The sequence below is a fragment of the Pseudomonas sp. SK3(2021) genome, assembly GCF_016772375.1.
Taxonomy (GTDB): domain Bacteria; phylum Pseudomonadota; class Gammaproteobacteria; order Pseudomonadales; family Pseudomonadaceae; genus Aquipseudomonas; species Aquipseudomonas chlororaphis_I.
In genome coordinates, this window is the sequence record NZ_CP061943.1 from 3,018,565 (window position 1) to 3,044,567 (window position 26,003).

General features: G+C 64.2%; 24 protein-coding genes. 14 read left to right on the forward strand and 10 right to left on the reverse strand.

Translation table 11 applies throughout. From position 1 onward, the window contains the following. Nucleotide 1: 1 nt before the first annotated feature. The 6 genes from IF690_RS13675 to gloB form a co-directional block, all read right to left on the reverse strand. Complete coding sequence (locus IF690_RS13675) at nucleotides 2-1,021, reverse strand: ABC transporter permease (RefSeq protein ID WP_202700913.1); 1,020 nt, start codon at nucleotides 1,019-1,021, stop codon at nucleotides 2-4. Nucleotide 1,022: 1 nt separating this feature from the next. Next, nucleotides 1,023-2,096, reverse strand: a complete 1,074-nt coding sequence (locus tag IF690_RS13680) for a microcin C ABC transporter permease YejB (protein ID WP_202700919.1) — start codon at nucleotides 2,094-2,096, stop codon at nucleotides 1,023-1,025. Nucleotide 2,097: 1 nt separating this feature from the next. Continuing rightward, nucleotides 2,098-3,951 (reverse strand): extracellular solute-binding protein, encoded by a 1,854-nt coding sequence (locus IF690_RS13685; protein ID WP_202700921.1) that lies wholly within the window; start codon nucleotides 3,949-3,951, stop codon nucleotides 2,098-2,100. Next, nucleotides 3,948-5,777, reverse strand: coding sequence for an extracellular solute-binding protein (locus tag IF690_RS13690; RefSeq protein WP_202700923.1), 1,830 nt, complete (start codon nucleotides 5,775-5,777; stop codon nucleotides 3,948-3,950). Before IF690_RS13690 ends, IF690_RS13685 begins: the two co-directional genes overlap by 4 nt. Before the next feature lie 376 nt (nucleotides 5,778-6,153). Then, the gene (locus tag IF690_RS13695; protein WP_202700925.1) at nucleotides 6,154-7,608 is read right to left on the reverse strand and encodes a transglycosylase SLT domain-containing protein; all 1,455 of its coding nucleotides are present in this window, start codon (nucleotides 7,606-7,608) and stop codon (nucleotides 6,154-6,156) included. A 99-nt stretch (nucleotides 7,609-7,707) separates the two neighbouring features. Next, nucleotides 7,708-8,475, reverse strand: coding sequence for a hydroxyacylglutathione hydrolase (gene gloB / locus IF690_RS13700; RefSeq protein ID WP_202700926.1), 768 nt, complete (start codon nucleotides 8,473-8,475; stop codon nucleotides 7,708-7,710). 65 nt (nucleotides 8,476-8,540) lie between these two features. Here gloB and IF690_RS13705 point away from each other — a divergent pair, with 65 nt between their 5' ends. Continuing rightward, nucleotides 8,541-9,305, forward strand: coding sequence for a class I SAM-dependent methyltransferase (locus IF690_RS13705; protein ID WP_202700927.1), 765 nt, complete (start codon nucleotides 8,541-8,543; stop codon nucleotides 9,303-9,305). Between the two features lie 83 nt (nucleotides 9,306-9,388). Then, the gene (rnhA, locus tag IF690_RS13710) at nucleotides 9,389-9,841 is read left to right on the forward strand and encodes a ribonuclease HI (RefSeq protein WP_023970426.1); all 453 of its coding nucleotides are present in this window, start codon (nucleotides 9,389-9,391) and stop codon (nucleotides 9,839-9,841) included. Nucleotides 9,842-10,113: 272 nt separating this feature from the next. On the opposite strand, the gene IF690_RS13715 is transcribed toward rnhA, so the two are convergent. Continuing rightward, a complete protein-coding gene (locus IF690_RS13715; protein ID WP_202700928.1) occupies nucleotides 10,114-10,437 on the reverse strand; it encodes a DUF2388 domain-containing protein in 324 nt (107 codons plus the stop codon). A 194-nt stretch (nucleotides 10,438-10,631) separates the two neighbouring features. Here IF690_RS13715 and dnaQ point away from each other — a divergent pair, with 194 nt between their 5' ends. The 3 genes from dnaQ (at nucleotide 10,632) to IF690_RS13730 (ending at nucleotide 14,370) form a co-directional block, all read left to right on the forward strand. Next, the gene (gene dnaQ / locus IF690_RS13720; protein WP_124334697.1) at nucleotides 10,632-11,390 is read left to right on the forward strand and encodes a DNA polymerase III subunit epsilon; all 759 of its coding nucleotides are present in this window, start codon (nucleotides 10,632-10,634) and stop codon (nucleotides 11,388-11,390) included. Nucleotides 11,391-11,509: 119 nt separating this feature from the next. Next, the gene (locus IF690_RS13725; RefSeq protein ID WP_202700929.1) at nucleotides 11,510-13,765 is read left to right on the forward strand and encodes an Orn/Lys/Arg family decarboxylase; all 2,256 of its coding nucleotides are present in this window, start codon (nucleotides 11,510-11,512) and stop codon (nucleotides 13,763-13,765) included. A gap of 14 nt (nucleotides 13,766-13,779) precedes the next feature. Continuing rightward, a complete protein-coding gene (locus IF690_RS13730; RefSeq protein ID WP_202700930.1) occupies nucleotides 13,780-14,370 on the forward strand; it encodes a GNAT family N-acetyltransferase in 591 nt (196 codons plus the stop codon). On the opposite strand, the gene IF690_RS13735 is transcribed toward IF690_RS13730, so the two are convergent. Both IF690_RS13735 and IF690_RS13740 read right to left on the reverse strand, forming a co-directional pair. After that, a complete protein-coding gene (locus IF690_RS13735) occupies nucleotides 14,367-15,260 on the reverse strand; it encodes a LysR family transcriptional regulator (protein ID WP_202700931.1) in 894 nt (297 codons plus the stop codon). The two genes, IF690_RS13730 and IF690_RS13735, sit on opposite strands and share 4 nt — an antisense overlap. Before the next feature lie 86 nt (nucleotides 15,261-15,346). Beyond that, the gene (locus IF690_RS13740; protein WP_202700932.1) at nucleotides 15,347-15,583 is read right to left on the reverse strand and encodes a hypothetical protein; all 237 of its coding nucleotides are present in this window, start codon (nucleotides 15,581-15,583) and stop codon (nucleotides 15,347-15,349) included. A 228-nt stretch (nucleotides 15,584-15,811) separates the two neighbouring features. Here IF690_RS13740 and IF690_RS13745 point away from each other — a divergent pair, with 228 nt between their 5' ends. The 3 genes from IF690_RS13745 to IF690_RS13755 all read left to right on the forward strand — a co-directional run bounded on the left by IF690_RS13745 (nucleotide 15,812) and on the right by IF690_RS13755 (nucleotide 18,175). Further along, complete coding sequence (locus IF690_RS13745; protein ID WP_202700933.1) at nucleotides 15,812-16,369, forward strand: NADPH-dependent FMN reductase; 558 nt, start codon at nucleotides 15,812-15,814, stop codon at nucleotides 16,367-16,369. Nucleotides 16,370-16,501: 132 nt separating this feature from the next. Beyond that, nucleotides 16,502-16,849 carry a metalloregulator ArsR/SmtB family transcription factor gene (locus tag IF690_RS13750; protein WP_202700934.1) on the forward strand — a complete coding sequence of 116 codons (348 nt, stop codon included), beginning with the start codon at nucleotides 16,502-16,504 and terminating at the stop codon, nucleotides 16,847-16,849. A 39-nt stretch (nucleotides 16,850-16,888) separates the two neighbouring features. Beyond that, entirely contained in the window at nucleotides 16,889-18,175 is a 1,287-nt protein-coding gene (locus tag IF690_RS13755; RefSeq protein ID WP_202700935.1) for an arsenic transporter, read from the forward strand. Nucleotides 18,176-18,372: 197 nt separating this feature from the next. Here the strand turns inward: IF690_RS13755 and IF690_RS13760 are convergent, their stop codons facing one another. Beyond that, complete coding sequence (locus tag IF690_RS13760; protein WP_202700937.1) at nucleotides 18,373-19,323, reverse strand: DUF1853 family protein; 951 nt, start codon at nucleotides 19,321-19,323, stop codon at nucleotides 18,373-18,375. 105 nt (nucleotides 19,324-19,428) lie between these two features. Here IF690_RS13760 and IF690_RS13765 point away from each other — a divergent pair, with 105 nt between their 5' ends. The 6 genes from IF690_RS13765 to pepN are packed head-to-tail and all read left to right on the forward strand — an operon-like array spanning nucleotide 19,429 to nucleotide 25,948. Next, a complete protein-coding gene (locus IF690_RS13765; RefSeq protein WP_007920913.1) occupies nucleotides 19,429-20,319 on the forward strand; it encodes an NAD(+) kinase in 891 nt (296 codons plus the stop codon). After that, entirely contained in the window at nucleotides 20,316-21,293 is a 978-nt protein-coding gene (locus IF690_RS13770; protein ID WP_202701430.1) for a metallophosphoesterase, read from the forward strand. The genes IF690_RS13765 and IF690_RS13770 overlap by 4 nt, the downstream gene beginning before the upstream one ends. Further along, nucleotides 21,290-22,162 carry a rhomboid family intramembrane serine protease gene (locus IF690_RS13775; RefSeq protein ID WP_202700971.1) on the forward strand — a complete coding sequence of 291 codons (873 nt, stop codon included), beginning with the start codon at nucleotides 21,290-21,292 and terminating at the stop codon, nucleotides 22,160-22,162. The genes IF690_RS13770 and IF690_RS13775 overlap by 4 nt, the downstream gene beginning before the upstream one ends. A gap of 15 nt (nucleotides 22,163-22,177) precedes the next feature. Then, nucleotides 22,178-22,438 (forward strand): YeaC family protein, encoded by a 261-nt coding sequence (locus tag IF690_RS13780; protein WP_202700973.1) that lies wholly within the window; start codon nucleotides 22,178-22,180, stop codon nucleotides 22,436-22,438. Then, complete coding sequence (locus IF690_RS13785; protein WP_202700975.1) at nucleotides 22,435-23,265, forward strand: DUF2797 domain-containing protein; 831 nt, start codon at nucleotides 22,435-22,437, stop codon at nucleotides 23,263-23,265. Before IF690_RS13780 ends, IF690_RS13785 begins: the two co-directional genes overlap by 4 nt. Before the next feature lie 13 nt (nucleotides 23,266-23,278). Further along, nucleotides 23,279-25,948 carry an aminopeptidase N gene (gene pepN / locus IF690_RS13790; protein ID WP_202700977.1) on the forward strand — a complete coding sequence of 890 codons (2,670 nt, stop codon included), beginning with the start codon at nucleotides 23,279-23,281 and terminating at the stop codon, nucleotides 25,946-25,948. Nucleotides 25,949-26,003 lie beyond the last annotated feature (55 nt).

Below are 26,003 nucleotides of genomic sequence, written 5' to 3' on the forward strand. Positions count from 1 at the left end.
CTCATTTCCTCGGGTCGAAGGCATCGCGAGCGGACTCGCCGATGAATACCAGCAGGCTCAACATGATCGCCAGCACGGCAAAGGCGCTGATGCCCAGCCACGGCGCCTGCAGGTTGGATTTGCCCTGGGCCACCAGTTCGCCCAGGGACGGCGCGCCGGGTGGCAGGCCGAAACCGAGGAAGTCGAGGGCGGTCAGGGTGCCGATGGCGCCGGTGAGGATGAAGGGCATGAAGGTCATGGTCGAGACCATGGCGTTGGGCAGGATGTGGCGGAACATGATCGCGCCGTTCTGCATGCCCAGGGCGCGGGCGGCGCGCACGTATTCCAGGTTGCGCCCGCGCAGGAACTCGGCGCGCACCACGTCCACCAGGCTCATCCAGGAGAACAGCAGCATGATCCCCAGCAGCCACCAGAAGTTCGGCTGCACGAAGCTGGCGAGGATGATCAGCAGGTACAGCACCGGCAGCCCCGACCAGATCTCCAGGAACCGCTGCCCGGCCAGGTCGACCCAGCCGCCATAGAAGCCCTGCAACGCCCCGGCGATGACGCCGATGATCGAACTGAGGAGGGTCAGGGTCAGGGCGAACAGCACCGAGACCCGGAAGCCGTAGATCACCCGCGCCAGCACGTCGCGGCCCTGGTCGTCGGTGCCCAGCAGGTTGTCCGCCGAGGGCGGCGCGGGGGCCGGGACTTTCAGGTCGTAGTTGATGCTCTGGTAGCTGAACGGGATCGGCGCCCACAGCACCCAGGCGTCCTTGGCCGCCAGCAGCTCGCGGATGTACGGGCTCTTGTAGTTGGCCTCCAGGGGGAACTCGCCGCCGAAGGTGGTTTCCGGGTAGCGCTTGAGCGCCGGGAAGTACCAGCCGTCGTCGTAGTGCACCACCAGCGGCTTGTCGTTGGCGATCAGCTCGGCGCCCAGGCTTGCGCCAAACAGGATCAGGAACAGCCACAGCGACCACCAGCCGCGCTTGTTGGCCTTGAACAGTTCGAAGCGCCGGCGATTGAGGGGGGACAGGTTCATCTCAATGCTCCCGGCTTTCGAAGTCGATGCGTGGGTCGACCAGGGTGTAGGTCAAATCGCCGATCAGTTTCACCACCAGCCCCAGCAGGGTGAAGATGAACAGGGTGCCGAACACCACCGGGTAATCGCGGTTGATCGCCGCCTCAAAGCTCATCAGGCCCAGGCCGTCGAGGGAGAAGATCACCTCCACCAGCAAGGAGCCGGTAAAGAAGATGCCGATGAAGGCCGAGGGGAAGCCGGCGATCACCAGCAGCATGGCATTGCGGAACACATGGCCGTAGAGCACGCGGCGCTTGGTCAGGCCCTTGGCCCTGGCGGTGATCACGTACTGCTTGTTGATCTCGTCGAGGAAGCTGTTCTTGGTCAGCAGGGTCATGGTGGCGAAGTTGCCGATCACCAGGGCGGTCACCGGCAGGGCCAGGTGCCAGAAGTAGTCGAGGACCTTGCCGCCCCAGCTCAACTGGTCGAAGTTGTTCGAGGTCAGGCCGCGCAGCGGGAACCAGTCGAAATAACTGCCGCCGGCGAACATCACGATCAGCAGGATGGCGAACAGGAACGCCGGGATCGCATAGCCGACGATGATCGCCGAGCTGGTCCAGACATCGAAGTGGCTGCCGTGGCGGGTGGCCTTGGCGATCCCCAGGGGGATCGACACCAGGTACATGATCAGGGTGCTCCACAGCCCCAGGGAGATGGACACCGGGAGTTTCTCGCGGATCAGGTCGACCACCTTGGCGTCGCGGAAGAAGCTGTCGCCGAAATCCAGGGTGGCGTAGTTCTTGATCATGATCCACAGGCGTTCCGGCGCCGACTTGTCGAAGCCGTACATCTTCTCGATTTCCTTGACCAGGGCCGGGTCCAGGCCCTGGGCGCCACGGTAGCTAGAACCTGCCACCGAGACCTCGGCGCCGCCGCCGGCGATGCGGCTGGTGGCGCCCTCGAAACCCTCGAGCTTGGCGATCATCTGTTCCACCGGGCCGCCGGGCGCGGCCTGGATGATCACGAAGTTGATCAGCAGGATGCCGAACAGGGTAGGGATGATCAGCAGCAGTCGCCGCAGAATGTAGGCCAGCATCTTATTGCTCCACGCCGGCGGGGGCGGCCTGCGAGTGGGTGTCCGGGGTCACGGCCGGCCTGGCGTCGGGCTTGATCCACCAGGTCTGGGTGCCGATGTCATATTTGGGCGAGACCTTGGGGTGGCCGATATGGTCCCAGTAGGCCACGCGCCAGGTCTTGATGTGCCAGTTGGGAATCACGTAGTAGCCCCATTGCAGCACCCGGTCGAGGGCGCGGGCATGGGCCACCAGGCTCTTGCGCGAGTCGGCGTTGATCAGGTCTTCCACCAGCGCATCGATGGTCGGGTCCTTGAGGCCGATGAAGTTGCGGCTGCCGGGGTTGTCGGCGCTGGAGGACTTCCAGTATTCGCGCTGCTCGTTGCCGGGCGAACTCGATTGCGGGAAGCCGCCGACCACCATGTCGAAGTCCCGCGAGCGCAGGCGGTTGATGTACTGGGAAACGTCGACCCGGCGGATCACCAGGTCGATCCCGAGGTCCGCGAGGTTGCGCTTGAACGGCAGCAATATGCGCTCGAACTCGGTCTGGGCCAGCAGGAACTCGATCACCACCGGCTTGCCCTGGGCGTCGACCATCTTGTCGTCGACGATGCGCCAGCCGGCTTCCTGCAACAGCTGGTAGGCCTGGCGCTGCTGGGCGCGGATCATGCCGCTGCCATCGCACACCGAGGGCTGGAAGGCTTCGCTGAAGACCTGGTCGGGAATCTTCCCGCGCAGCGGTTCGAGGATCTGCAGTTCGTCGGCGTCGGGCAGGCCGGTGGCGGCCATTTCCGAGTTCTCGAAGTAGCTGCGGGTGCGGGTGTAGGCACCGTTGAACAGTTGCTTGTTGGTCCACTCGAAGTCCAGCAGCAGGCTCAGGGCCTTGCGTACCCGCACGTCCTGGAACAGCGGACGGCGGATGTTGTAGACGAAACCCTGCATGCCGGTGGGGTTGCCGTTGGGGATCTGTTCCTTGATCAGCCGGCCTTCGCTCACGGCCGGGATGTTGTAGGCGTTGGCCCAGTTCTTCGCGCTGGTCTCCAGCCAGTAGTCGAACTGGCCGGCCTTGAGGGCTTCCAGGGCCACGGTGTTGTCGCGGAAATAGTCGGTGGCCATGACGTCGAAGTTGAACTGGCCGCGGTTGATCGGCAGGTCCTTGCCCCAGTAGTCCTTGACCCGCTCATAGCGCACCGAGCGCCCGGCCTTGACCTCGGCCACCTTGTACGGGCCGCTGCCGAGGGGGATTTCCAGGTTGCCCTTGGAAAAGTCGCGGTGCTCCCACCAGTGCTTGGGCAGTATCGACAACTGCCCGAGAATCAGCGGCAACTCGCGGTTGTTCTTGTGCTTGAACTTGAACAGCACCTTGAGCGGGGCTTCGGCGACCACGTCGTCGACATCGGCGTAGTAGCCGCGGTACATCGGCGCGCCGGCCTTCATCAGGGTCTGGAAGCTGAACACCACGTCTTCGGCGCGGATCGGGTGGCCGTCGTGGAAACGCGCCTCGGGGCGCAGATAGAAACGCACCCAGCTGTTGTCCGGGGCCTTCTCGATCTGCCCGGCAATCAGGCCGTACTCGGTGAAGGGTTCGTCCAGGCTCTGGCGCATCAGGGTGTCGTAGATCAGGCCGATATTGTCTGCCGGCACGCCTTTGTTGATGAACGGGTTGAGGCTGTCGAAGCCGCCGAAACCGGACTCGCGGAAGGTGCCGCCCTTGGGGGCATCCGGGTTGACGTAGTCGAAGTGCTTGAAGGTCGCCGGGTACTTCGGCGGTTCGTTGTACAGGGTCAGGGCATGTTGCGGGGCGGCCTGGGCGAGGCAGGCGATTCCCGTCAGCAACACGCCGCCGACCCACGGGAGCAGGGCACGCAGGGGCATCATTGGGCTTTCTCCAGGGACTTCAGCCACCAGGCGCTCAGGCCCAGCTGGTAGGGCGGCGTGGTGACGAAGGCGAACCGGTTGCGGTACGCCAGGCGATGATAGTTGAGGTACCAGTTGGGAATGATGTAGTGCTGCCACAGCAGCACCCGATCCAGGGCCCGACCGGCGGCCAGTTGTTCGTCGCGGCTCTGGGCGGCGAGCAGCTGTTCCAGCAGGTGATCGACGATGGGATTGTCGATGCCCGCATAGTTCTTGCTGCCCTTGACCCCGACCTGGCTGGAGTGGAAGTACTGCCATTGCTCCAGGCCCGGGCTCAGGGTCTGGCTCAGGGTCATGAGGATCATGTCGAAATCGAACTGGTCCAGGCGCTGCTTGTACTGCGCCCGGTCCACGGTGCGCAGGCGCGCGTCGATGCCGATGCTGGCCAGGTTCTCGACGTAGGGCTGGAGGATCCGTTCCAGGTTCGGGTTGACCAGCAGCAGCTCGAAGCGCAGCGGTTGCCCGTTGGCGTCGAGCAGGCGCTGGCCGTTGAGCTTCCAGCCGGCTTCGGCGAGCAGGCCCAGGGCCCGGCGCAAGGTCGCCCGCGGGATGCCGCGGCCGTCGGTCTGCGGCAGGCTGAAAGGCTGGGTGAACAGGCTGGCGGGCAACTGCTCGCGGTAGGGCGAGAGCAGCAGCCATTCATGGCCGACCGGCAGGCCCGTGGCGGAGAACTCGCTGTTGGGGTAGTAGCTGGTCGCGCGCTTGTAGGCGCCGCTGAACAGGGTGCGGTTGGTCCACTCGAAGTCGAACATCAGGCCCAGGGCTTCGCGTACCTTGCGGTCGGCGAAGATCGCCCGGCGGCCGTTCATGAACAGGCCCTGGGTCTGGGTCGGGATCTGGTGCGCCACCTGGGCCTTGATGATGTCGCCGCGATTGACCGCGGGGAAGTTGTAGCCATTGGCCCAGTTCTTTGCCTGGTGCTCGATATAGATATCGAACTCGCCGGCCTTGAAGGCTTCGAAGGCGACGTCGCTGTCGCGGTAGAACTCCACCGCGACCTTGTTGAAATTGTTGAAGCCGCGATTGACCGGCAGGTCCTTGCCCCAGTAGTCCTTGACCCGCTCGAACAGCAGCGAGCGCCCCGGTTGCACCCGGGTGATGCGGTAGGGGCCGCTGCCCAGCGGCGGCTCGAAAGTGGTGGCCTTGAAGTCGCGGTCTTTCCAGTAGTGCTGCGCCAGCACCGGCAACTCGCCCAGGCGCAGGATCAGCAGCGGGTTGCCGGAGCGCTTGAAGACAAAACGGATGCGCTGCGGGCCGAGAATGTCCACCCGCTGCACTTCCTGCAGGTTGGTGCGGTATTGCGGATGGCCTTCCTTGAGCAGCAGTCGATAGGAAAACGCCACATCGTAGGCGGTGATCGGCTTGCCGTCGTGAAAGCGCGCTTCGGGACGCAGGTTGAACACCACCCAGCTGCGGTCTTCGCTGTATTCGACGGAGCGGGCGATCAGGCCGTAGCTGGACGTCGGTTCGTCGCCGGACGGCGCGTACTGGCCGGTGCCGACCATCAGCGGCTCGTTCAGCTCGTTGACCCCGTATTGCAGGAAGTTGGGCGTGGAAACCGGGCTGCTGCCCTTGAAGGTGTAGGGGTTGAGGGTGTCGAAGGTGCCAAACGCCATGACCCGCAAGGTCCCGCCTTTGGGCGCGGCGGGGTTGACCCAGTCGTAATGGGTGAATTTGGCGGGGTACTTGAGCGTGCCGAACTGCGCGTAACCATGACTTTCAGTGATCGTTGCGCTTGCGGGAAAGCTCAAGGCCAGACTGATTAGGGACAGGAGGAGGGGACGCATCAAGTCAGAGATCCGATCCAGGCGGCTTGGGCTTTGTGCTCCGTACAGTAACAGCTTGTATCGACAGGAAAAAGGCCGCCCCGGGCGGGTCACGACATTTGCTTGCCGACGCTGGATACGGCGCAATCCGTAGCCGCTGCCGCAGGCTGCGATCGACCGGTACGGTCGTGGGTATCTTCAGGGCGCAGGAGGGCCTGCGGCCCTATCGCAGCCTGCGGCAGCGGCTACAACGTCGGTGGGATATATCCCTCTCTAAAGGCTTGGCACAACCCTGTAGCCGCTGCCGAAGGCTGCGATCGACCGGAACGGTCGCGGGGATCTTCAGGGCGCAGGAGGGCCTGCGGCCCTATCGCAGCCTGCGGCAGCGGCTACAGGATCAGTGAGGCAGGTAGACGGTCAGCATCTGGCCTGGCTTGAGGGCCTGGCCGGCGCGGGGATTCCAGCGCTTGAGGTGTTGCATCTCGACGTTGAAGCGCTTGGCCACCATGTACAGCGAATCGCCTTGCTTGACCTTGTACCGGGTCGACTTCTTGTCCGCGCTGGCGACCAGGGTCTTCTTGCCGGAGGCCTTGGAGCGAGTCTTGGTACTGGCCTTGGCCCTGGTGTCTTGCATGACCAGGGTCTGGCCGACCTTGAGGTGCTTGCCGCTGAGCTTGTTCCAGCGTTGCAGGTCCTTGACGTCGACCTTGTTGGCCTTGGCGATCTGCGACAGGTTATCGCCACGCTTGACGCGGTAATTGCGTTTGGCCTGGGCCATTTCGCGACTGTCGGCACCCTCGAACACCGGCTTGAGCGAGCGCTGGCTGATCAGCTCTTCGGGTTTCATGGTCGACAGGCTGGCGCTCAGCAGTTGCGCCTTGGACGTCGGCACCAGCAGATGCTGGGGACCGTCGATGGTGGTGCGCTGCTTGAAGGCCGGGTTGAGCTGGAACAACTCGTCTTCGTCGATATTGGCCACCGCGGCGACCTTGGACAGGTCCATGCGCTGGTTGATCTCGACGACCTGGAAGTAGGGTTCGTTGGCGATCGGGTTGAGGTTCACGCCATAGGCCTCGGGCGCCATGACCACCTGGGACAGGGCCAGCAGCTTGGGCACGTAGGCCTGGGTTTCCGCCGGCAGCGGCAGGTTCCAGTAGTCGGTGGGCAGGCCGAGCTTCTCGTTGCGCTCGATGGCCCGGCTGACGGTGCCTTCGCCGGCGTTGTAGGCCGCCAGGGCCAGCAGCCAGTCGCCGTTGAACATGTCGTGCAGGCGGGTCAGGTAATCCATGGCCGCGGTGGTCGAGGCGGTGATATCGCGACGGCCATCGTAGAAGCGGGTCTGGCGCAGGTTGAAGGAACGACCGGTGGACGGGATGAACTGCCACAGGCCCACCGCGTCGGCCCGGGAATAGGCCATCGGGTTGTAGGCGCTCTCGATCACTGGCAGCAGGGCCAACTCCAGCGGCATGTTGCGTTCTTCAAGGCGCTCGACGATGTAATGGATATAGAGGCTGCCGCGTTCGCTGGCATTCTCGAGAAACGATGGATTGCTGGCGAACCACAGGCGCTGCTGTTCGATGCGCGGGTTGACGCCGATGCCTTCCTGCAACTGGAAACCTTCGCGCATGCGCTCCCAGACGTCCTGGGGCAATTGCGGGCTGGGTTTTTCATTCAGCCAGATGGGTTTCTGCTTGATGCGGGCGTTGAAATTCTGGGTGTGCGAAGCGTCGGTTTGCGGGACCTGGCTCGTGCTTTGGCAGCCCGCCAGGGTGGCGGACACAGCCACCGCGATGGCTTGAGCCAACCGCGTCAATGCGTCTGAATTGATGGATTTACGAATAGATGACGACATTGGCTGGAAGTAAGTTCCGGGCAAAAATGTCGGGCGATTCTAGAAAGCGCACCCGGTGCGGTCAACCATTCAGAATTTTCGTACCAACAGGCAACCCGCTTAGAACTTATCTTTCCAAGCCCGCAAGGCAGCAAAAACCGCACTCTGGGCCCGGTTATCGAGGCCACTCCGTTCGTCCGCTTTTTGTTTAACGGATGTTTCACCGGTACGCAGGAAGGGGTTGGTGAGCTTTTCCAGGGCCAGGGTGGAGGGCAGGGTCATGCGGCCGTTTTCCCGCAGCTCGCCGACTTTGCGCAGGCGCTCGGCGATGTCCGGGTTGTCCGGTTCCACCGCCTGGGCAAAACGCAGGTTGCTCAGCGTGTATTCGTGGGTGCAGTACACCAGGGTGTCTTCGGGCAAGGCGGCCAGGCGGCTCAGGGAGTGGTGCATCTGCTCTGGCGTGCCCTCGAACAGGCGCCCGCACCCGGCGGCGAACAGGGTGTCGCCGCAAAACAGCAGGCCGTGATGGTAATAGGCAATATGCCCCAGGGTGTGCCCGGGCACCGCATAGATGTCGAAGTCCCAGCCAAGGATGTGGGCCTGGTCGTTGTCGTTCAGGGCCACGTCGCGCCCCGGGATGTTTTCCTTGGCCGGGCCCCAGACCTTGGCGCCGCTGGCTTTTTTCAGCTGTTCGACACCACCGACATGGTCATGGTGGTGATGGGTCACCAGGATATCGCTCAGCACCCAGCCCGGATGCTCGGCAAGCCAGGCCTGTACCGGGGCGGCGTCACCCGGGTCGACCACCGCGCAACGCTGATGGCGATGGTCCTGTAACAACCAGATGTAGTTATCGGTGAACGCGGGCAGGGCACTGATCTGTATCATCGTTGGAGTCGCCAAGCGGAGAACATTGGCGCATCTTAGAACTTCTTGGCGGGTTGGAGAATGCAATGACCGATAAAGCGTTCGCTCAGGCCGATCCTGACTGGCTGGCCCTGATCAGTGCCGCCCGTGAGTGGCTGTCCGGGCCGCTGGGGCAGTTTCTGCTGGATGAAGAACGGCGCATGCTCGACGACGAGCTGGGGCGCTTCTTCGGCGGCTACCTGGTGCATTACGGCCCGTCGGCGCAAACCCCGCCGGCGGCACCCCAGGTGCAGCGCAATGTACGCCTGGGCGCACCGTTGCCCGGTGTCGAGATCGTCTGCGAGGAGCAGGCCTGGCCGCTCAGCGAGCACGCCGCCGATGTGGTGGTGCTGCAGCACGGCCTGGATTTCTGCCTGTCGCCCCACGGCCTGCTGCGCGAAGCCGCCAGCGCCGTGCGCCCGGGCGGGCATCTGTTGATCGTCGGTATCAATCCCTGGAGCAGTTGGGGCCTGCGGCATGTGTTCGCCCATGACGCCTTGCGCAAGGCGCGCTGCATTTCCCCGTCGCGGGTCGCCGACTGGTTGAACCTGCTGGGCTTCGCGCTGGAGAAACGCCGCTTCGGGTGCTATCGTCCGCCGCTTGCCTCGGCGGCCTGGCAGTCTCGGTTGGCCAGTTGGGAGCGCAAGGCCGGCGACTGGCAACTGTCCGGCGGCGGCTTCTACCTGCTGGTGGCCCGCAAGATAGTGGTCGGCCTGCGCCCGGTGCGCCAGGTACGCCGCGAGCCGATGGGCAAGCTGGTGCCGCTGCCGATGGCCAAGGTCAACCGCCGGCACAGCGAACCCCCTCTTTAATTCAGCCGGGCCGAACCTGCCCGGCTTGGGCGTTGTCGATCGACGATCGGCAAGCCACAGGTATTTTCGATTGGAAGTCTGGCATGAGCGATAGCGTAGAAATCTTCACCGACGGCGCCTGCAAGGGCAATCCTGGCCCGGGGGGCTGGGGCGCACTGCTGGTGTTCAAGGGGGTGGAGAAGGAACTCTGGGGCGGCGAAGCCAACACCACCAACAACCGCATGGAACTGATGGCGGCGATCCGCGGCCTGGAAGAGCTCAAGCGCGAGTGCCAGGTGATCCTGGTCACCGATTCGCAGTATGTGATGAAGGGCATCAACGAGTGGATGGCCAACTGGAAAAAGCGCGGCTGGAAAACCGCGGCCAAGGAGCCGGTGAAAAATGCCGACCTGTGGCAGCAGCTCGATGAGCAGGTCAACCGCCACCAGGTCACCTGGAAATGGGTGCGCGGCCATACCGGCCACCACGGCAACGAACGGGCCGACCAACTGGCCAACCGCGGCGTCGACGAGGTGCGCGGTTTCAAGCAGGCCTGATGCCGCCGAACGGGTAGTCAGTCGCAGCGCAGCGGCCCGGTGTCGGGGCCGGTTGCTGGCAGGCAAGAGCTGCCACCGATGAAGGCCGCGGCCCACGGCAGTGGGAGCATCTGTCGAGTTTCGGGCATGCGAGGGCGGTTTCCTGGAAATGAGTGCAAGGCCGGGTGCCAGCCCCCGTCCGCCTGAGTGGGCCGTACGGTAGCGCAATGACCTGGCTCATTTGAAGAAACGCGTGGTGCGCGGGGTGAATGAGTGGCCCTGTTCCGGGGCGATCAAAGGGTGAGGATGGCGCTGGCCAGTTGCAGGTCGGAGTACTGTGGGTTGCCGAGCGTCTGGCGAATGTGCCGCATGGCCGCCTCCAGCTGGGCGCCGCGGATCTCGCCGGCGCTGGCGACAAAGGCCGCGGCGTCGGTCTTGGCGGCGAGCACGAGTTTGTCGTCCTTGAACGAACTGGTGGCTTTCGAGCTGCCTTCGGTCGTGCTCAAGGCCAGGCTCATGGTGATGTCGGTGCTGATCACCAGGCTGGTGGCCTGGCCGATGTCGGCGAACAGGCAGGCGCAAATCAGAAAGGTCAGGCGGGTTTTACAGGTGGTCATGGCAGGCTGGAGTCCGTTGGAAATATCGTCGCGCACCCTAACAAGCCCCTGTGCGGCAAACTGCATGAGCTTTGCGAATGATTGTTAAAAACTGCGCACGCCGGGGGCGGCGAATCCGCCATGCATGCCATGCCGCGAGAGCGTGCTAAAATCCCGCGCCTTGAAAGACTTCCACCGTTGAGAACTGACCCCTGATGGCCAACAGATCTGTTGTACTCGATACCGAAACCACCGGCATGCCGGTGACCGACGGCCACCGGATCATTGAAATCGGTTGCGTCGAGTTGATCGGACGGCGCCTGACCGGTCGGCATTTCCACGTCTACCTGCAACCGGATCGCGAGAGCGACGAGGGCGCGATCGGCGTCCACGGCATCACCAACGAGTTCCTGGTGGGCAAGCCGCGCTTCGCCGAAGTCGCCGACGAGTTCTTCGAATTCATCCAGGGCGCGCAACTGATCATCCACAACGCGGCGTTCGACGTTGGTTTCATCAACAACGAATTCGCCCTGATGGGCCAGCACGACCGCGCCGACATCACCCAGCACTGCACCATCCTCGACACCCTGTTGATGGCCCGGGAACGCCACCCCGGCCAGCGCAACAGCCTCGATGCCTTGTGCAAGCGCTATGACGTCGACAACTCCGGCCGTGAGCTGCACGGCGCCTTGCTCGACTCGGAGATTCTCGCCGACGTCTACTTGACCATGACCGGTGGCCAGACCAGCCTGTCCCTGGCCGGCAACGCCTCGGACGGCAACGGCAGCGAAGGTTCGGGCAACAGCGCCAGCGAAATCCGTCGTCTGTCGGCGGACCGCCCGCGTGGGCGGGTCATTCGCGCCAGCGAGGCCGAACTGGCCGAGCACCAGGTGCGTCTCGAAATCATTGCCAAATCCGCCGGTGCGCCGGCGCTCTGGACCCAGCTGGCCGAGGCCAAGGCCCAGCAACAGTAGTTGTTCGTGGGCGACCTTTTGTTACAGGAGGTCGTTGACGGGGTTCCGCACCGGCCCCCGAGCTTCTACCCTGAGGTGATTGGCGGACCCTTGTCCGCCGCCTCAGGATGCCTGGTGCCATGTACAAAGACCTGAAATTCCCCGTCCTTATCGTGCATCGCGACATCAAGGCCGACACCGTCGCCGGCGACCGGGTGCGGGGGATCGCCAGGGAACTGGAGCAGGAAGGCTTCAGTATCTTTTCCGCGGTGGACTACGCCGAAGGGCGCCTGGTGGCTTCGACCCATCACGGCCTGGCTTGCATGCTGATCGCCGCCGAAGGCGCCGGGGAAAACACCCACCTGCTGCAGAACATGGTGGAACTGATCCGCCTGGCCCGGGTGCGCGCACCGAACCTGCCGATCTTCGCCCTGGGCGAGCAGGTGACCCTGGAAAACGCCCCGGCCGACGCCATGAGCGAGCTCAATCAGCTGCGCGGCATTCTTTACCTGTTCGAAGACACCGTGCCATTCCTGGCGCGCCAGGTGGCGCGGGCGGCGCGCAATTACCTCGATGGCCTGTTGCCGCCGTTCTTCAAGGCGCTGGTGCAACATACGGCGGATTCCAACTATTCCTGGCACACGCCGGGGCACGGCGGTGGCGTGGCCTATCGCAAGAGCCCGGTGGGCCAGGCGTTCCATCAGTTCTTCGGCGAGAACACCCTGCGCTCGGACCTGTCGGTGTCGGTCCCGGAGCTGGGCTCGCTGCTCGATCACACCGGGCCCCTGGCGGAAGCCGAGGCGCGGGCGGCGCGCAATTTCGGCGCCGACTACACCTTTTTCGTGATCAACGGCACCTCGACCGCCAACAAGATCGTCTGGCACTCCATGGTCGGTCGCGATGACCTGGTGCTGGTGGATCGCAACTGCCACAAGTCGGTGCTGCACTCGATCATCATGACCGGCGCGATCCCGCTGTTCCTCTGCCCGGAGCGCAACGAGCTGGGGATCATCGGCCCGATCCCCTTGAGCGAATTCAGCCGCGAGTCGATCCAGGCCAAGATCGACGCCAACCCGCTGACCCAGGGCCGGCCGGCCAAGGTCAAGCTGGCGGTGGTCACCAACTCGACCTATGACGGCCTCTGCTACAACGCCGAGCTGATCAAGCAGAGCCTGGGCAACAGCGTCGAGGTGCTGCATTTCGACGAAGCCTGGTACGCCTACGCGGCCTTCCATGAGTTCTTCGAGGGGCGTTACGGTATGGGCACCTCGCGCAGCGCCGACAGCCCGCTGGTGTTCACCACCCATTCCACCCACAAGCTGCTGGCGGCCTTCAGCCAGGCCTCGATGATCCATGTGCAGGACGGCGGCGCACGGCAGCTGGACCGCGACCGCTTCAACGAAGCTTTCATGATGCACATCTCCACCTCGCCGCAGTACAGCATCATCGCCTCGCTGGACGTGGCCTCGGCGATGATGGAAGGGCCGGCGGGGCGTTCGCTGCTGCAGGAAATGTTCGACGAGGCCCTGAGCTTCCGCCGCGCCCTGGCCAACCTGCGCCAGCACATCGCCGCGGACGACTGGTGGTTTTCCATCTGGCAGCCGGAGCGGGTGGAAGGCATCGACCAGGTCAGCACCGCGGACTGGCTGCTGGAGCCGGAAGGCGAGTGGCACGGGTTCGCCGGGGTGACCGACGACTATGTGCTGCTGGACCCGATCAAGGTCACCCTGGTGATGCCCGGGCTCACCGCGGGTGGCGCCCTGAGCGAACGCGGGATACCGGCGGCGGTGGTCAGCAAGTTTCTCTGGGAGCGCGGCCTGGTGGTGGAAAAGACCGGCCTGTATTCGTTCCTGGTGCTGTTTTCCATGGGCATCACCAAAGGCAAGTGGAGCACCCTGCTGACCGAGTTGCTGGAGTTCAAGCGCAACTACGACGCCAATGTCAGCCTCGCCGCCTGCCTGCCGAGCATCGCCCGGCAGGACCTGGCGCGCTACCAGGGCATGGGCCTGCGCGACCTCTGCGATCAGTTGCATGCCTGCTACCGCAGCAATGCCACGGCCAAGCACCTCAAGCGCATGTACACCGTGCTGCCGGAGGTGGCGATGAAGCCCGCCGACGCCTACGATCAGTTGGTGCGGGGCGAGGTCGAGGCGGTGTCCATCGATGCCCTCGCCGGGCGGGTGGCGGCGGTGATGCTGGTGCCATACCCGCCGGGCATTCCCCTGATCATGCCGGGCGAGCGCTTCACCGAGTCGACCCGCTCGATCATCGATTACCTGGCTTTCGCCCGTACGTTCGATAGCAGCTTTCCCGGCTTTGTCGCGGATGTGCATGGATTGCAGCATGAAGACGAAGGCAATGGGCGGCAGTACACCGTCGATTGCATCAAGGTTTGAGGACGTTCCCCGCTATGCAGCCAATGATCAACCCCAAGTACCCCGGCCTGTCGGTACGCGTCGCCGACGACGGTTTCGCCGCGTATGTCTGGGGCAGCGACTTCAGCTTCGAAGTCAGCGCCTATGCCCAGGCACAGAGCGAGCAGTCGGTGGCCCAGTGGCCGCTGCATCACATCACCCCGTACCGCAAGTGCTATGGCATCGACCCCGAAGAGTTCAGCAGCTATCGCGATGCCGCCGACAGCGCGGTGTTCATGGCCTACCTGGACGACGAGCCGGTCGGCCATCTGGTGGTCAGCACCAACTGGAACGGTTACGCCCATATCGACGAGCTGGCGGTGCACGCGCCGGCACGGCGCCACGGGGTGGCCAAGGCCCTGCTGGATGTGGCGCAGTTCTGGAGCCGCAAGAAAAAACTGCCGGGCATCATGCTCGAGACCCAGAACAACAACCTGGGGGCCTGCCGCTTGTACGAGCGCTGCGGTTATGTGGTCGGCGGCATCGATCACCTGCGTTACCGCGGGATCGATCCGACCACGGCCGAGGTGGCGATTTTCTGGTACAGGCTGTTCAACGACGAGCTGGCACGGGAAGCCGGGGGCTAGCCGGCCAGCATGCTTTCGGCCTTTTCCGTGAGGGTTTCCAGCAGCGCCTCCAGGGTCGGCGAGGACGGGTTGCCGCCGCGGGTCAGCGCATAGAGGGTGACCGGGATCGGTGGCGACAGCGGGCAGACGTCCAGGCCGCCCTCGCGCGCGCCCAGGGCGGTGAAGGGGTCGACAATCGCCAGGCCTTCGCCGGCCTCGACCATGCTGCGCATCATCTGGTGGGTCTGTACCCGGGTGTGGATGGTCGGGCTGGGGCGCAGGTTCTGCAGCTTGCTATCCAGGGTCACGCTCAGCGGGTCCTGGCCTTCAAGGCCAACCATCGCCTGGCCCGCCAGGTCCTGCAGGGAAACATATTTCTGTTTCGGTTGCAGCCAGCCGTGGGGAGCCAGCAGTTGCAGCTTGCCCTGGGCCAGGGCGGCGCACTGGATATCGGGGTGGTCGGGATTGTGCAGGCTCAGGCCCAGGTCACCTTCGCGCAGCAACAGGCTCTTGACCATGTCGCGGGTGCTTTGGCTGGCAAGGTTGCACGGGGTGTCGGGAAAGCGCCGGCGCAGGGCGGCGATGCTCTGTGGCAACAGCTGCTGGGCCAGGGGCGGGGTGCCAATGATGCGCAGGGGCGGCGCCTGGTATTGCTTCAGGCTGTCGGCCAGGCGTTGCAGGGGTTCGAAGGCGTCATACAGGGTGGCGATCGCCGGCTGTAGCTCGCGGGCTTCCCGGGTGGCTTGCAGGCGTCCGCGAACACTGGCGAAGAGCATGAAGCCCGATTGGCTTTCGGCGTCGCGCAGGATCGTTTCCACCTCGGCCACCGGCAGTTGCAGCAGCTCGGCGGCCGTGCCCAGGTGTCCGGTTTGCAGGAGCGCCTGAATCACTTCGATATGACGTAAACGCATGCTTGAAGTCCATGTCCAGCCGGTGAGGGATTCTCACTGAATCCTAACTCATGTCCGCGCCTATGACTTCTGCTCATAACGGTACGTTATGAAGGAAGGAGGGTCTCGGGTTCGCGAATGAGGGTGATGCCCGATTGCACGAGGAGGAACTGGTTGTCGTCCAGTTTGTTGATGCGGTCGCCAATGGCCAGGCGATAGGTGGTGACGGGCTCCGAGCCGGCGACGCCCTCTGGCGAGGGAGTGGATTCCTGGAACTCATGCACCGAATAGACGCGGCCTTCCGCGTCCCTTGCATGAAATTGTCCGACGAGTACTGCTGCCATCTTTAGAGCCTCTGGAGATAAAACACTCAATTTGCGGTCCTGTAGACCGTGCCTGGACGAAGTAAGTTTAGCGATGGAAAAAAAATAGTCCGCGGCCCTGATCGCAACTGGCGTACAGCGGCGCGAGGGCCTGGAAAACCCCGTGGAATTTCCAGCGGCAGGGTGGCTGTGGTTGGGGTGGATCATCTATAACTACCAGCCTCCTCAACCAGAAGTCGGGAATTCACTATGAGCAACGTCTACACGATTGCAGTGCTGGTCGGCAGCCTGAGAAAGGCCTCGATCAACCGGAAAGTGGCGCTGGCCCTGGCGGAACTGGCGCCGGCCAACCTGCGGTTGAAGATTGTCGAGATTGGCGACCTGCCGCTCTACAACGAAGACATCGATGCAGATCCGCCGGCCGCCTACAAGGCGTTCCGCGAGCAGGTGAGCGCGGCCGACGCCGTGCTGTTCGTGACCCCGGAATACAACCGCTCGGTTCCCGCGCCGATGAAAAACGCTATCGACGTGGGGTCGCGCCCCTACGGCAAGAGCGCCTGGAACGGCAAGCCGGGAGCCGTGATCAGCGCATCCCCGGGCGCTATCGGCGGTTTTGGCGCCAACCACCACCTGCGCCAGTCCCTGGTGTTCCTCAATGTGCCGTGCATGCAACAGCCGGAAGCCTACCTGGGCGGCGCCGGTTCGGCCTTCGACGAGGCGGGCAAGCTGTCCGAGTCGGTCAAACCGTTCCTGCAGAACTTCATCAACGCCTACGCCCAGTGGGTCGAGCAGCACAAAAAGCTCTGATCCTGGCACCGCGGGAGTCGGCCTGGCCGGCTCCTGCGGGTGATGGGATATTCCTGTCGCCGTGAGAAAAACGCTTTACCGCATATCTGAAAATTCATATATTCGCCGCTCCAACTGCCTGGAGTGGCCCTGGTGTCCGACTCTCTCAACCCCGCCGAGCTGTTCAAGGCGCTTGCCGACGAAACCCGCAGCCGCATCGCCTTGCTCGTGACCCGCGAAGGCGAGTTGTGTGTCTGTGAGCTGACCGCCGCCCTGGGCCAGAGCCAGCCGAAGATCTCCCGGCACCTGGCGCTGTTGCGCAGTTATGGCCTGCTGGCCGATCGCCGCCAGGGGCAATGGATCTACTACCGGCTGCACCCGCAATTGTCACCCTGGGTGACCACACTGCTGCAGGACACGCTGGAGGCCAACAGCCCCTGGCTGCAGGCTGACCTGCATCGCCTGCAGACCATGGCCGATCGCCCCGTGCGCTGCTGCTGAATCCCATCCACCTCATTTTCCTGTTCAAGGCTGCCCGGCATGCTGACTGCTTCATTGATTTTCCTGTTGACCATTACCCTGGTGATCTGGCAGCCCAAGGGCCTCGGCGTAGGCTGGAGCGCGGTGTTCGGCGCGGTGCTGGCGTTGCTGTTCGGGGTGGTGCAACTGACGGATATCCCGGTGGTCTGGCAGATCATCTGGAACGCCACCGGCACCTTCGTGGCCTTGATCATCATCAGCCTGCTGCTCGACGAGGCCGGCTTTTTCGCCTGGGCCGCCTTGCATGTGGCGCGCTGGGGGCAGGGTAGCGGGCGCAAGCTGTTTGCCTTCATGGTGTTGCTGGGGGCGCTGGTGTCGGCACTGTTCGCCAACGACGGGGCGGCGCTGATTCTCACGCCGATCGTGATTTCCATGCTGCTGGCGTTGCGCTTCTCGCGGGCCGCGACCCTGGCGTTCGTCATGGGCGCCGGGTTCATCGCCGACACCGCGAGCCTGCCGCTGGTGGTGTCGAACCTGGTGAACATCGTTTCCGCGGACTTCTTCAATATCGGTTTCAACCAGTACGCCGCGGTGATGCTGCCGGTGAACCTGGTCAGCGTGGCCGCGACCCTGGCGGTGCTGCTGTGGTTCTTCCGCCGCGACATTCCGCGGTCCTACAACCCCGATGAGCTGGAACCGCCCGTCAGCGCGATCCACGACAAGGCCACCTTCGTCGCCGGCTGGTGGGTACTGATCATCCTGCTGCTGGGGTGTTTTGCCCTGGAGCCGCTGGGCATTCCCATCAGTGCGATTTCGGCGGTGTGCGCGGCCTTGCTGCTGGGCATCGCAGCCAAGGGCCACAAGATCTCCACGCGCAAGGTGCTCAAGGAAGCGCCGTGGCAGATCGTGATTTTCTCCCTTGGCATGTACCTGGTGGTGTATGGCCTGCGCAATGCCGGGCTGACCACCTACCTGGCCGGCTGGCTCGACCGCTTCGCCGACTACGGTATCTGGGGCGCGGCCATGGGCACCGGGCTGCTGACCGCCGTCCTGTCATCGATCATGAACAACCTGCCGACGGTATTGATTGGCGCGCTGTCCATCGACGCCAGCCAGGCCAGCGGCCTGGTCAAGGACGCGATGATCTACGCCAACGTGATCGGCAGCGACCTGGGGCCGAAGATCACCCCGATCGGCAGCCTGGCCACCTTGCTCTGGCTGCATGTGCTGGATCGCAAGGACATCCATATCGGTTGGGGTCGCTACTTCAAGGTCGGCATCGTGTTGACCCTGCCGGTGCTGCTAGTGACCCTGGCGGCGCTGGCCCTGCGCTTGTCGGTGATGTGAAGCGCCAGGTCGCCGAAAGCCCCACATCCACCCCGTAACCTGTAGGCGTCGCCGGTCGCCGTTCGATTGCTGGCGATAGGCGGAACGCGGGGTGCCTGGTACGACGCTTCGCGAGCAAGCTCGCTCCTACCTGGGAATACCTGTCCCGGCAGGAGCGAGCTTGCTCGCGATAGCGTTCTACAGGGCAGCGCGAAAGCTCAACCCGCCCCCGGCACATTCGGCCAGAGGTCCGCCACCAGGAACAGGCGTTCGGCTTCTTCCCAGTCGCCGGCGCGGTTTTCCGTCAAGCGCACCAACAGTTGCGCCGGGGCGTGCGGGTCGAGCTCCTCCAGCCAGGCTTGCAGCTGTGGGGCGCTCCAGGTTTGTTCCGCCGGGTAGGACGCGGGCGCCAGCCAGGCCTGGCGCGGCAAGGGTTGCCAGCGCCCGGGCGGGCTTTGCGCGATAAAGGCCGGCCAGTCGCGCTGGTGCAGCCAACGCCCGCGCAGGTGCTGCGGGTGGGCGCCGCGGGGCGGTTGGGTGGTGCCGGGCCAGGGGTAGAGCAGGTAGCCGCCGAGCCACAGGTGGGCGCTGAAGTCCTGGATATCCATGGCCGCCAGCACCTCCAGGCTGTCGGCCCGGGCGGAGATCGGCAACTGGTGTTCGTTGAGGTGCGCCAGCTTGCGGTCCAGGCGGTCGTGGCAGCCGGGGCCCAGCCACAACGCCGTGTTCGTGCCGTTGCCATGTTGCGGGCCGAGGTAGAGCTTGATCGCCAGTTCCAGATGGTGAATGCCGTCGCGATCGCGCAGCAGCATGTCCAGTTCGCCCAGGGTGTGGCCGGCGCGGCGGATCGGCAGGTTGGCCGCCAGCAGCTCGACGCCGGGCGCGTGCTGTACGGCAAATTGCCACAGGCGTTCGTAGTAGAGGCCCAGGCGTTTGGTCGGCCCGAGGGCCAGCCAGCGGCGCAGGGCGCGGCCGTCCCGGTCCAGCTGATGCAGCCAGTGCGCCAGCAGTTGCGGCGCCTGCACCCAGTCGCTGCCGGCCAGTGGGTGGCGCTGCGGCCAGGGTGTTTCGTCGAGCATCGGCGGCGCGAGGATGACCCAGGCCAGGTCGCGCACTTCGGGGTGGCGCAACTGGCGGGGGAGGTCGAGCAAGCCGGGAAACAGGATCATTCTGCGAGCATAGCGCCTAACGTCGAGGCTGAAAGGATTTTGTCTATGGTCGGCTTTCGCCCATAATCTCTGCTTTGCCCGTCCCAGAACCCCTGCAGGAGCCCCATGGAGCAATTTCGCAATATCGGCATTATCGGTCGCCTGGGCAGTTCCCAGGTGCTGGACACAGTTCGCCGACTGAAAAAGTTTCTGCTCGCCCGCCACCTGCATGTGATCCTCGAAGACACCATCGCCGAAGTCCTGCCCGGCCACGGCCTGCAGACTTCCTCGCGCAAGCTGCTCGGCGAAGTCTGCGACATGGTGATCGTGGTCGGCGGCGACGGCAGCCTGCTGGGCGCGGCCCGTGCCTTGGCGCGCCACAACATTCCGGTGCTGGGGATCAACCGCGGCAGCCTGGGCTTCCTCACCGACATTCGTCCGGACGAGCTGGAGGTCAAGGTCGCCGAAGTCCTCGACGGCCACTACCTGGTGGAAAACCGTTTCCTGCTGCAGGCCGAAGTACGGCGCCACGCCGAAGCCATCGGCCAGGGCGACGCGCTCAACGATGTGGTGCTGCACCCGGGCAAGTCGACGCGGATGATCGAGTTCGAGATCTACATCGACGGCCAGTTCGTCTGCAGCCAGAAGGCCGACGGCCTGATCGTCGCCACGCCGACCGGCTCCACCGCCTACGCCTTGTCCGCCGGCGGGCCGATCATGCATCCCAAGCTCGACGCCATTGTGATTGTGCCGATGTACCCCCATACCTTGTCGGGAAGGCCGATCGTGGTCGATGGCAACAGCGAGCTGAAAATCGTCGTGTCCAAGGATATGCAGATCTACCCGCAGGTTTCCTGCGACGGGCAGAACCATTTCACCTGTGCCCCCGGTGACACCATCACCGTCAGCAAGAAGGCACAGAAACTGCGCCTGATCCATCCGCTGGACCACAACTACTACGAGGTCTGCCGGACCAAGCTCGGCTGGGGCAGCCGACTGGGCGGTGGAGGCGACTGATGCTCGATCCCGCGCGAAGTTACGACCTGATCGGTGATGTGCACGGTTGCGCCCTGACCCTCGAACACCTGCTGGACAAGCTCGGTTATCGCAAGCAGGGCGGCGTCTGGCGGCATCCGTCGCGCATGGCGGTGTTCCTCGGCGACATCATCGACCGCGGCCCACGGATCCGCGAAGCCTTGCACATCGTCCACGACATGGTCGAGGCCGGCCAGGCGCTGTGCGTCATGGGCAACCATGAGTTCAATGCCCTGGGCTGGGTCACTCCGGCACCGCCCGGCGGCGGCAGGCAGTTCGTGCGCGAACACACGCCGCGCCATGCCCGCCTGATCAACGAGACCCTGGCGCAATTCGAGCAGCACCCCCAGGACTGGCACGATTTCCTCGCCTGGTTCTACCAGATGCCGCTGTTCATCGACGCCGGGCGTTTTCGCGTGGTGCATGCCTGCTGGGACGCCGGCCTGATCGAGCCGCTGCGGGCGCAATACCCCGATGGCTGCATCGACGAACACTTCCTACAGGCCTCGGCGGTCCCCGGCAGCTTCGCCAATAACGTGTTCGACCGCCTGCTGCGCGGCACCGACATGCGCCTGCCCCATGGCCTGACCATGACCAGTGGCGATGGTCTGACTCGTTCGTTCTTCCGCACCAAGTTCTGGGAAGACGACCCGCAGACCTACGGCGACATCGTGTTCCAGCCCGATGCGCTGCCCGAGCCGGTGGCCCGCACGCCGCTGTCCTCGGCGGAGAAAAACAACCTGCTGCGCTATGGCGTCGATGAGCCGTTGCTGTTCGTCGGCCATTACTGGCGCAGCGGCAAACCGGCGCCGATTCGCTCGAACCTGGCTTGCCTGGATTACAGCGCAGTGCTCTACGGCAAGCTGGTGGCTTATCGCCTGGACCAGGAAACCCGCCTGGACCCGGATAAATTCGTCTGGGTCTATGTCGAGCGGCCGGAGGAGTCCCTGCCATGAGTGCGGTTGCGGTATTGCGTCTGCCGTTGAATGTGGACCTGAGTGGCTTCGTCAAGCTGTTGCAGCGCATGCAGGTGCCGCACCGGGTCAGCGAGGAGGCGGGGGAGCAGGTGCTCTGGGTGCCGGACGCCATCAGCGAGGACGTGCGTTCGTTGTACGAGCGTTTTCCGGCGGGCGACCCCGAGCAACAACTGGACATCCCCGAGGCCGGCGCGGCCCTGCGTCGTCCGGGGTTCGTCGAGCAACTGCGGCGTAGCCCGGCCACCGCGCTGATCCTGCTGCTGAGCCTGATCGTCGCCGCCCTGACCCTGCTCGGCGAAAACCTCGGCACCCTGCGCTGGCTGACCTTCCTCGAATTCCGCGTGGTCGGCGACTACCTCCAGTTCACGCCCCTGGCCGACAGCCTGGCGGCGGGGCAGTGGTGGCGCCTGGTCACGCCGATGCTGATCCACTTCGGCTTCCTGCACATCGCCATGAACGGCATGTGGTACTGGGAGCTGGGGCGGCGCATCGAACAGCGCCAGGGCAGCATCAACCTGCTGGGCCTGACGCTGCTGTTCAGCCTGGTGTCGAACTACGCGCAATACCTGTTCAGCGGGCCGAGCCTGTTCGGCGGCCTGTCCGGCGTGCTCTACGGCCTGCTCGGGCATTGCTGGATCTATCAGTTGCTCTCGCCCAACCCGGCCTATCGCCTGCCTCGCGGGGTCCTGGCGATGATGCTGGTGTGGTTGCTGATCTGTATGTCGGGGCTGATCTCGGTGATCGGCTTCGGTGAAATCGCCAACGCCGCCCACGTCGGCGGGTTGCTCGTCGGATGCCTCACAGGTTTGTTGGGCGGCTTGTACAGTCGCCGTAAACTGGCCCTCTAATGCTGGAGACCGCTTATGTCGTCGTTTGTTGAAATGATTGAAAACATCACCCCGGACATCTACCAGAGCCTGAAACAGGCGGTAGAGATCGGCAAGTGGTCCGATGGCCGCAAGCTCACCGCCGAGCAGCGCGAGCTGTCCTTGCAGGCGATGATCGCCTGGGAAATGCAGAACCTGCCCGAAGAGCAGCGCACCGGCTACATGGGCCCGCAGGAGTGTGCGTCGAAGTCGATCGAAGTGCCGAACATCCTGTTCAAGTCGGACGCCATCCATTGATCGAGATTGGCCGTGGTTCCATCAGTAAAATGTCGGCGCGCCTGGACGGGCCGGATGTCCAGTATGCCTTTCGTCTTGGCGACACCGAGGTGCCGGTCAATCCGTTGATCGGCAGTATCGTGCGCCTGGAATACCTGGGGGCGATCCACTGCACCCATTGCGGGCGCAAGACCAAGACCAGCTTCAGCCAGGGTTACTGCTACCCGTGCATGACCAAGCTGGCCCAGTGCGATATCTGCATCATGAGTCCGGAACGCTGCCACTACGACGCCGGCACCTGCCGCGAGCCGGCCTGGGGCGAGCAGTTCTGCATGACCGACCATGTGGTGTACCTGGCCAACTCGTCGGGGATCAAGGTCGGCATTACCCGCGCCACCCAGCTGCCCACCCGCTGGCTCGACCAGGGCGCCAGCCAGGCGCTGCCGATCCTGCGCGTGGCGACCCGCCAGCAGTCCGGTTTCGTCGAGGACCTGTTCCGCACCCAGGTGGCCGACAAGACCAACTGGCGCGCGTTACTCAAGGGCGACGCCGAGTCGGTGGACCTGGTGCAGGTACGCGACCAGCTGTTCGCTTCCTGCGCCGAGGGCCTGCGCGCCTTGCAGGAACGCTTCGGCCTGCAGGCGATCCAACCGGTCAGCGATGTCGAGCCGATCGAGATCCGCTATCCGGTCGAGCGCTACCCGGCCAAGATCGTCAGCTTCAACCTGGACAAGAACCCGATTGCCGAAGGCACGCTGCTGGGGATCAAGGGCCAATACCTGATCTTCGATACCGGCGTGATCAATATTCGTAAATACACGGCCTACCAGCTCGCCGTGCATCAGTAGAAGGATTCGACGCATGCGCACCGAACAACCGAAGATGATTTACCTGAAGGACTATCAGGCGCCCGAGTACCTGATCGACGAAACACACCTGACCTTCGAGTTGTTCGAGGACCACAGCCTGGTCCATGCGCAACTGGTGATGCGCCGTAATCCGGCCCGCATTCCTGAGAGCGGCGCAGGCCTGCCGCCGCTGGTGCTCGATGGCCAGCAACTGGAGCTGCTGTCGGTGTCCCTGGGCGACCGCGAGCTGACGGCCGCGGATTATCAACTGAGCGCCAACCACCTGACCCTGCAGCCGACCCGCGAATCCTTCACGGTCGACACCAGCGTCAAGATCCACCCGGAAAGCAACACCGCCCTGGAGGGGCTGTACAAGTCCAGCGGCATGTTCTGCACCCAGTGCGAGGCCGAGGGCTTTCGCAAGATCACTTACTACCTCGACCGCCCGGACGTGATGAGCAAGTTCACCACCACCGTGGTGGCCGAGCAGCACAGCTATCCGGTGCTGCTGTCCAACGGCAACCCGATCGCCAGCGGGCCAGGCGAAGACGGCCGGCACTGGGCGACCTGGGAAGACCCGTTCATGAAGCCGGCCTACCTGTTCGCCCTGGTGGCGGGCGATTTGTGGTGCGTCGAGGACAGCTTCACCACCATGAACCAGCGCGAGGTCGCGCTGCGCATCTATGTCGAACCGGAAAACATCGACAAGTGCCAGCACGCCATGACCAGCCTGAAGAAGTCCATGCGCTGGGATGAACAGACCTACGGCCGCGAGTACGACCTGGACATCTTCATGATCGTCGCGGTCAACGACTTCAACATGGGCGCCATGGAGAACAAGGGCCTCAACATCTTCAACTCCAGTGCCGTGCTGGCCCGCGCCGAAACCGCCACCGACGCCGCGCACCAGCGGGTCGAGGCGATCGTCGCCCACGAATACTTCCACAACTGGTCGGGCAACCGCGTGACCTGCCGCGACTGGTTCCAGCTGTCGCTCAAGGAAGGCTTCACGGTATTCCGCGATGCCGGTTTCTCCTCGGACATGAACTCGCGCACGGTCAAGCGCATCCAGGACGTGGCCTACCTGCGTACCCACCAGTTCGCCGAAGACGCCGGCCCCATGGCCCACGCCGTGCGCCCGGAAAGCTTTATCGAGATCTCCAACTTCTACACCCTGACCGTGTATGAGAAGGGCTCGGAAGTGGTCGGCATGATCCGCACCCTGGTCGGCGCCGAAGGCTTCCGCAAGGGCAGCGACCTGTATTTCCAGCGCCACGACGGCCAGGCGGTGACCTGCGACGATTTCGTCAAGGCCATGGAAGACGCCAACGGCATCGATCTCAGCCAGTTCAAGCGCTGGTACAGCCAGGCCGGCACCCCACGCCTGGCGGTCAGCGAGGCTTATGACGCGGCGGCGAAGACCTACAGCCTGACCTTCCGCCAGAGCTGCCCGCAAACCCCGGACAAGGTGGAAAAGCTGCCGTTCGTGATTCCGGTCGAGCTGGGCCTCTTGGACGCCAAAGGCGCGGCCATTGCCCTGCGCCTGGCTGGCGAAGCCGCCGCACAAGGCACTTCGCGGGTGATCTCGGTGACCGAAGCCGAGCAGACCTTCACCTTCGTCGACATCGCCGAACAGCCGCTGCCGTCCTTGCTGCGCGGCTTCTCGGCGCCGGTGAAGCTGAGCTTCCCGTACAACCGCGACCAGCTGATGTTCCTCATGCAGCACGACAGCGACGGCTTCAACCGTTGGGACGCCGGCCAGCAACTGGCGGTGCAGGTGCTGCAGGACCTGATTGCCCAGCATCAGCAGGGTCAGGCACTGGCGCTGGACCAGCGCCTGGTCACGGCGCTGGCTACGCTGTTGGCCGACGACAGCCTGGACCAGGCCATGGTCGCGGAAATGCTCTCGCTGCCGGGCGAGGCCTACCTGACCGAGATCAGCGAAGTGGCGGATGTCGAGGCTATTCACGCGGCGCGCGAGTTCGCCCGCAAGCAACTGGCCGACAGCCTGTTCGACGCGCTGTGGAAGCGTTACCAGGCCAATCGCGAGGTTTCCCGGAGCATCGACTATGTCGCCGAGTCCGCGCACTTCGCCCGCCGCGCCCTGCAAAACATCGCGCTGTCGTACCTGATGCTCACCGAGAAACCGCAAGTGCTGGCGGCCGCCATCGAACAGTTCGATGCCGCCGACAACATGACCGAGCGCCTGACGGCACTGGCGGTGCTGGTCAACTCGCCGTTCGAGGCCGAGAAGGCCAAGGCCCTGGCGGTGTTCGCCGAGCACTTCAAGGACAACGCCCTGGTCATGGACCAGTGGTTCAGCGTCCAGGCCGGCAGCACGCTGCCCGGCGGGCTGGAGCGGGTCAAGGCGCTGATGCAGCACCCGGCGTTCAACATCAAGAACCCGAACAAGGTGCGCGCCCTGATCGGCACCTTCGCCGGCCAGAACCTGATCAACTTCCATGCCGCGGATGGCTCCGGCTACCGCTTCCTGGCCGACCTGGTGATCCAGCTCAACGGCTTCAACCCGCAGATCGCCTCGCGGCAACTGGCGCCGCTGACCCGCTGGCGCAAATACGACAGCGCCCGCCAGGCGCTGATGAAGGGCGAGCTGGAACGCATCCGCGCCTCCGGCGAGCTGTCCAGCGATGTCTTTGAGGTCGTGAGCAAAAGCCTTGCCTGACCCCTCTTTGTAGGAGCGGCCGGTCGACACTCGATTACTCGCAAAAAGCCTCAAG

Excerpts from the sequence above, each read along its gene's own strand:
- IF690_RS13675 (WP_202700913.1), bottom strand. The coding sequence starts at position 1,021 with ATGAACCTGTCCCCCCTCAATCGCCGGCGCTTCGAACTGTTCAAGGCC.
- IF690_RS13680 (WP_202700919.1), bottom strand. The coding sequence starts at position 2,096 with ATGCTGGCCTACATTCTGCGGCGACTGCTGCTGATCATCCCTACCCTG.
- IF690_RS13685 (WP_202700921.1), bottom strand. The coding sequence starts at position 3,951 with ATGATGCCCCTGCGTGCCCTGCTCCCGTGGGTCGGCGGCGTGTTGCTG.
- IF690_RS13690 (WP_202700923.1), bottom strand. The coding sequence starts at position 5,777 with ATGCGTCCCCTCCTCCTGTCCCTAATCAGTCTGGCCTTGAGCTTTCCC.
- IF690_RS13695 (WP_202700925.1), bottom strand. The coding sequence starts at position 7,608 with ATGTCGTCATCTATTCGTAAATCCATCAATTCAGACGCATTGACGCGG.
- gloB (WP_202700926.1), bottom strand. The coding sequence starts at position 8,475 with ATGATACAGATCAGTGCCCTGCCCGCGTTCACCGATAACTACATCTGG.
- IF690_RS13705 (WP_202700927.1), top strand. The coding sequence starts at position 8,541 with ATGACCGATAAAGCGTTCGCTCAGGCCGATCCTGACTGGCTGGCCCTG.
- rnhA (WP_023970426.1), top strand. The coding sequence starts at position 9,389 with ATGAGCGATAGCGTAGAAATCTTCACCGACGGCGCCTGCAAGGGCAAT.
- IF690_RS13715 (WP_202700928.1), bottom strand. The coding sequence starts at position 10,437 with ATGACCACCTGTAAAACCCGCCTGACCTTTCTGATTTGCGCCTGCCTG.
- dnaQ (WP_124334697.1), top strand. The coding sequence starts at position 10,632 with ATGGCCAACAGATCTGTTGTACTCGATACCGAAACCACCGGCATGCCG.
- IF690_RS13725 (WP_202700929.1), top strand. The coding sequence starts at position 11,510 with ATGTACAAAGACCTGAAATTCCCCGTCCTTATCGTGCATCGCGACATC.
- IF690_RS13730 (WP_202700930.1), top strand. The coding sequence starts at position 13,780 with ATGCAGCCAATGATCAACCCCAAGTACCCCGGCCTGTCGGTACGCGTC.
- IF690_RS13735 (WP_202700931.1), bottom strand. The coding sequence starts at position 15,260 with ATGCGTTTACGTCATATCGAAGTGATTCAGGCGCTCCTGCAAACCGGA.
- IF690_RS13740 (WP_202700932.1), bottom strand. The coding sequence starts at position 15,583 with ATGGCAGCAGTACTCGTCGGACAATTTCATGCAAGGGACGCGGAAGGC.
- IF690_RS13745 (WP_202700933.1), top strand. The coding sequence starts at position 15,812 with ATGAGCAACGTCTACACGATTGCAGTGCTGGTCGGCAGCCTGAGAAAG.
- IF690_RS13755 (WP_202700935.1), top strand. The coding sequence starts at position 16,889 with ATGCTGACTGCTTCATTGATTTTCCTGTTGACCATTACCCTGGTGATC.
- IF690_RS13760 (WP_202700937.1), bottom strand. The coding sequence starts at position 19,323 with ATGATCCTGTTTCCCGGCTTGCTCGACCTCCCCCGCCAGTTGCGCCAC.
- IF690_RS13765 (WP_007920913.1), top strand. The coding sequence starts at position 19,429 with ATGGAGCAATTTCGCAATATCGGCATTATCGGTCGCCTGGGCAGTTCC.
- IF690_RS13775 (WP_202700971.1), top strand. The coding sequence starts at position 21,290 with ATGAGTGCGGTTGCGGTATTGCGTCTGCCGTTGAATGTGGACCTGAGT.
- IF690_RS13780 (WP_202700973.1), top strand. The coding sequence starts at position 22,178 with ATGTCGTCGTTTGTTGAAATGATTGAAAACATCACCCCGGACATCTAC.
- pepN (WP_202700977.1), top strand. The coding sequence starts at position 23,279 with ATGCGCACCGAACAACCGAAGATGATTTACCTGAAGGACTATCAGGCG.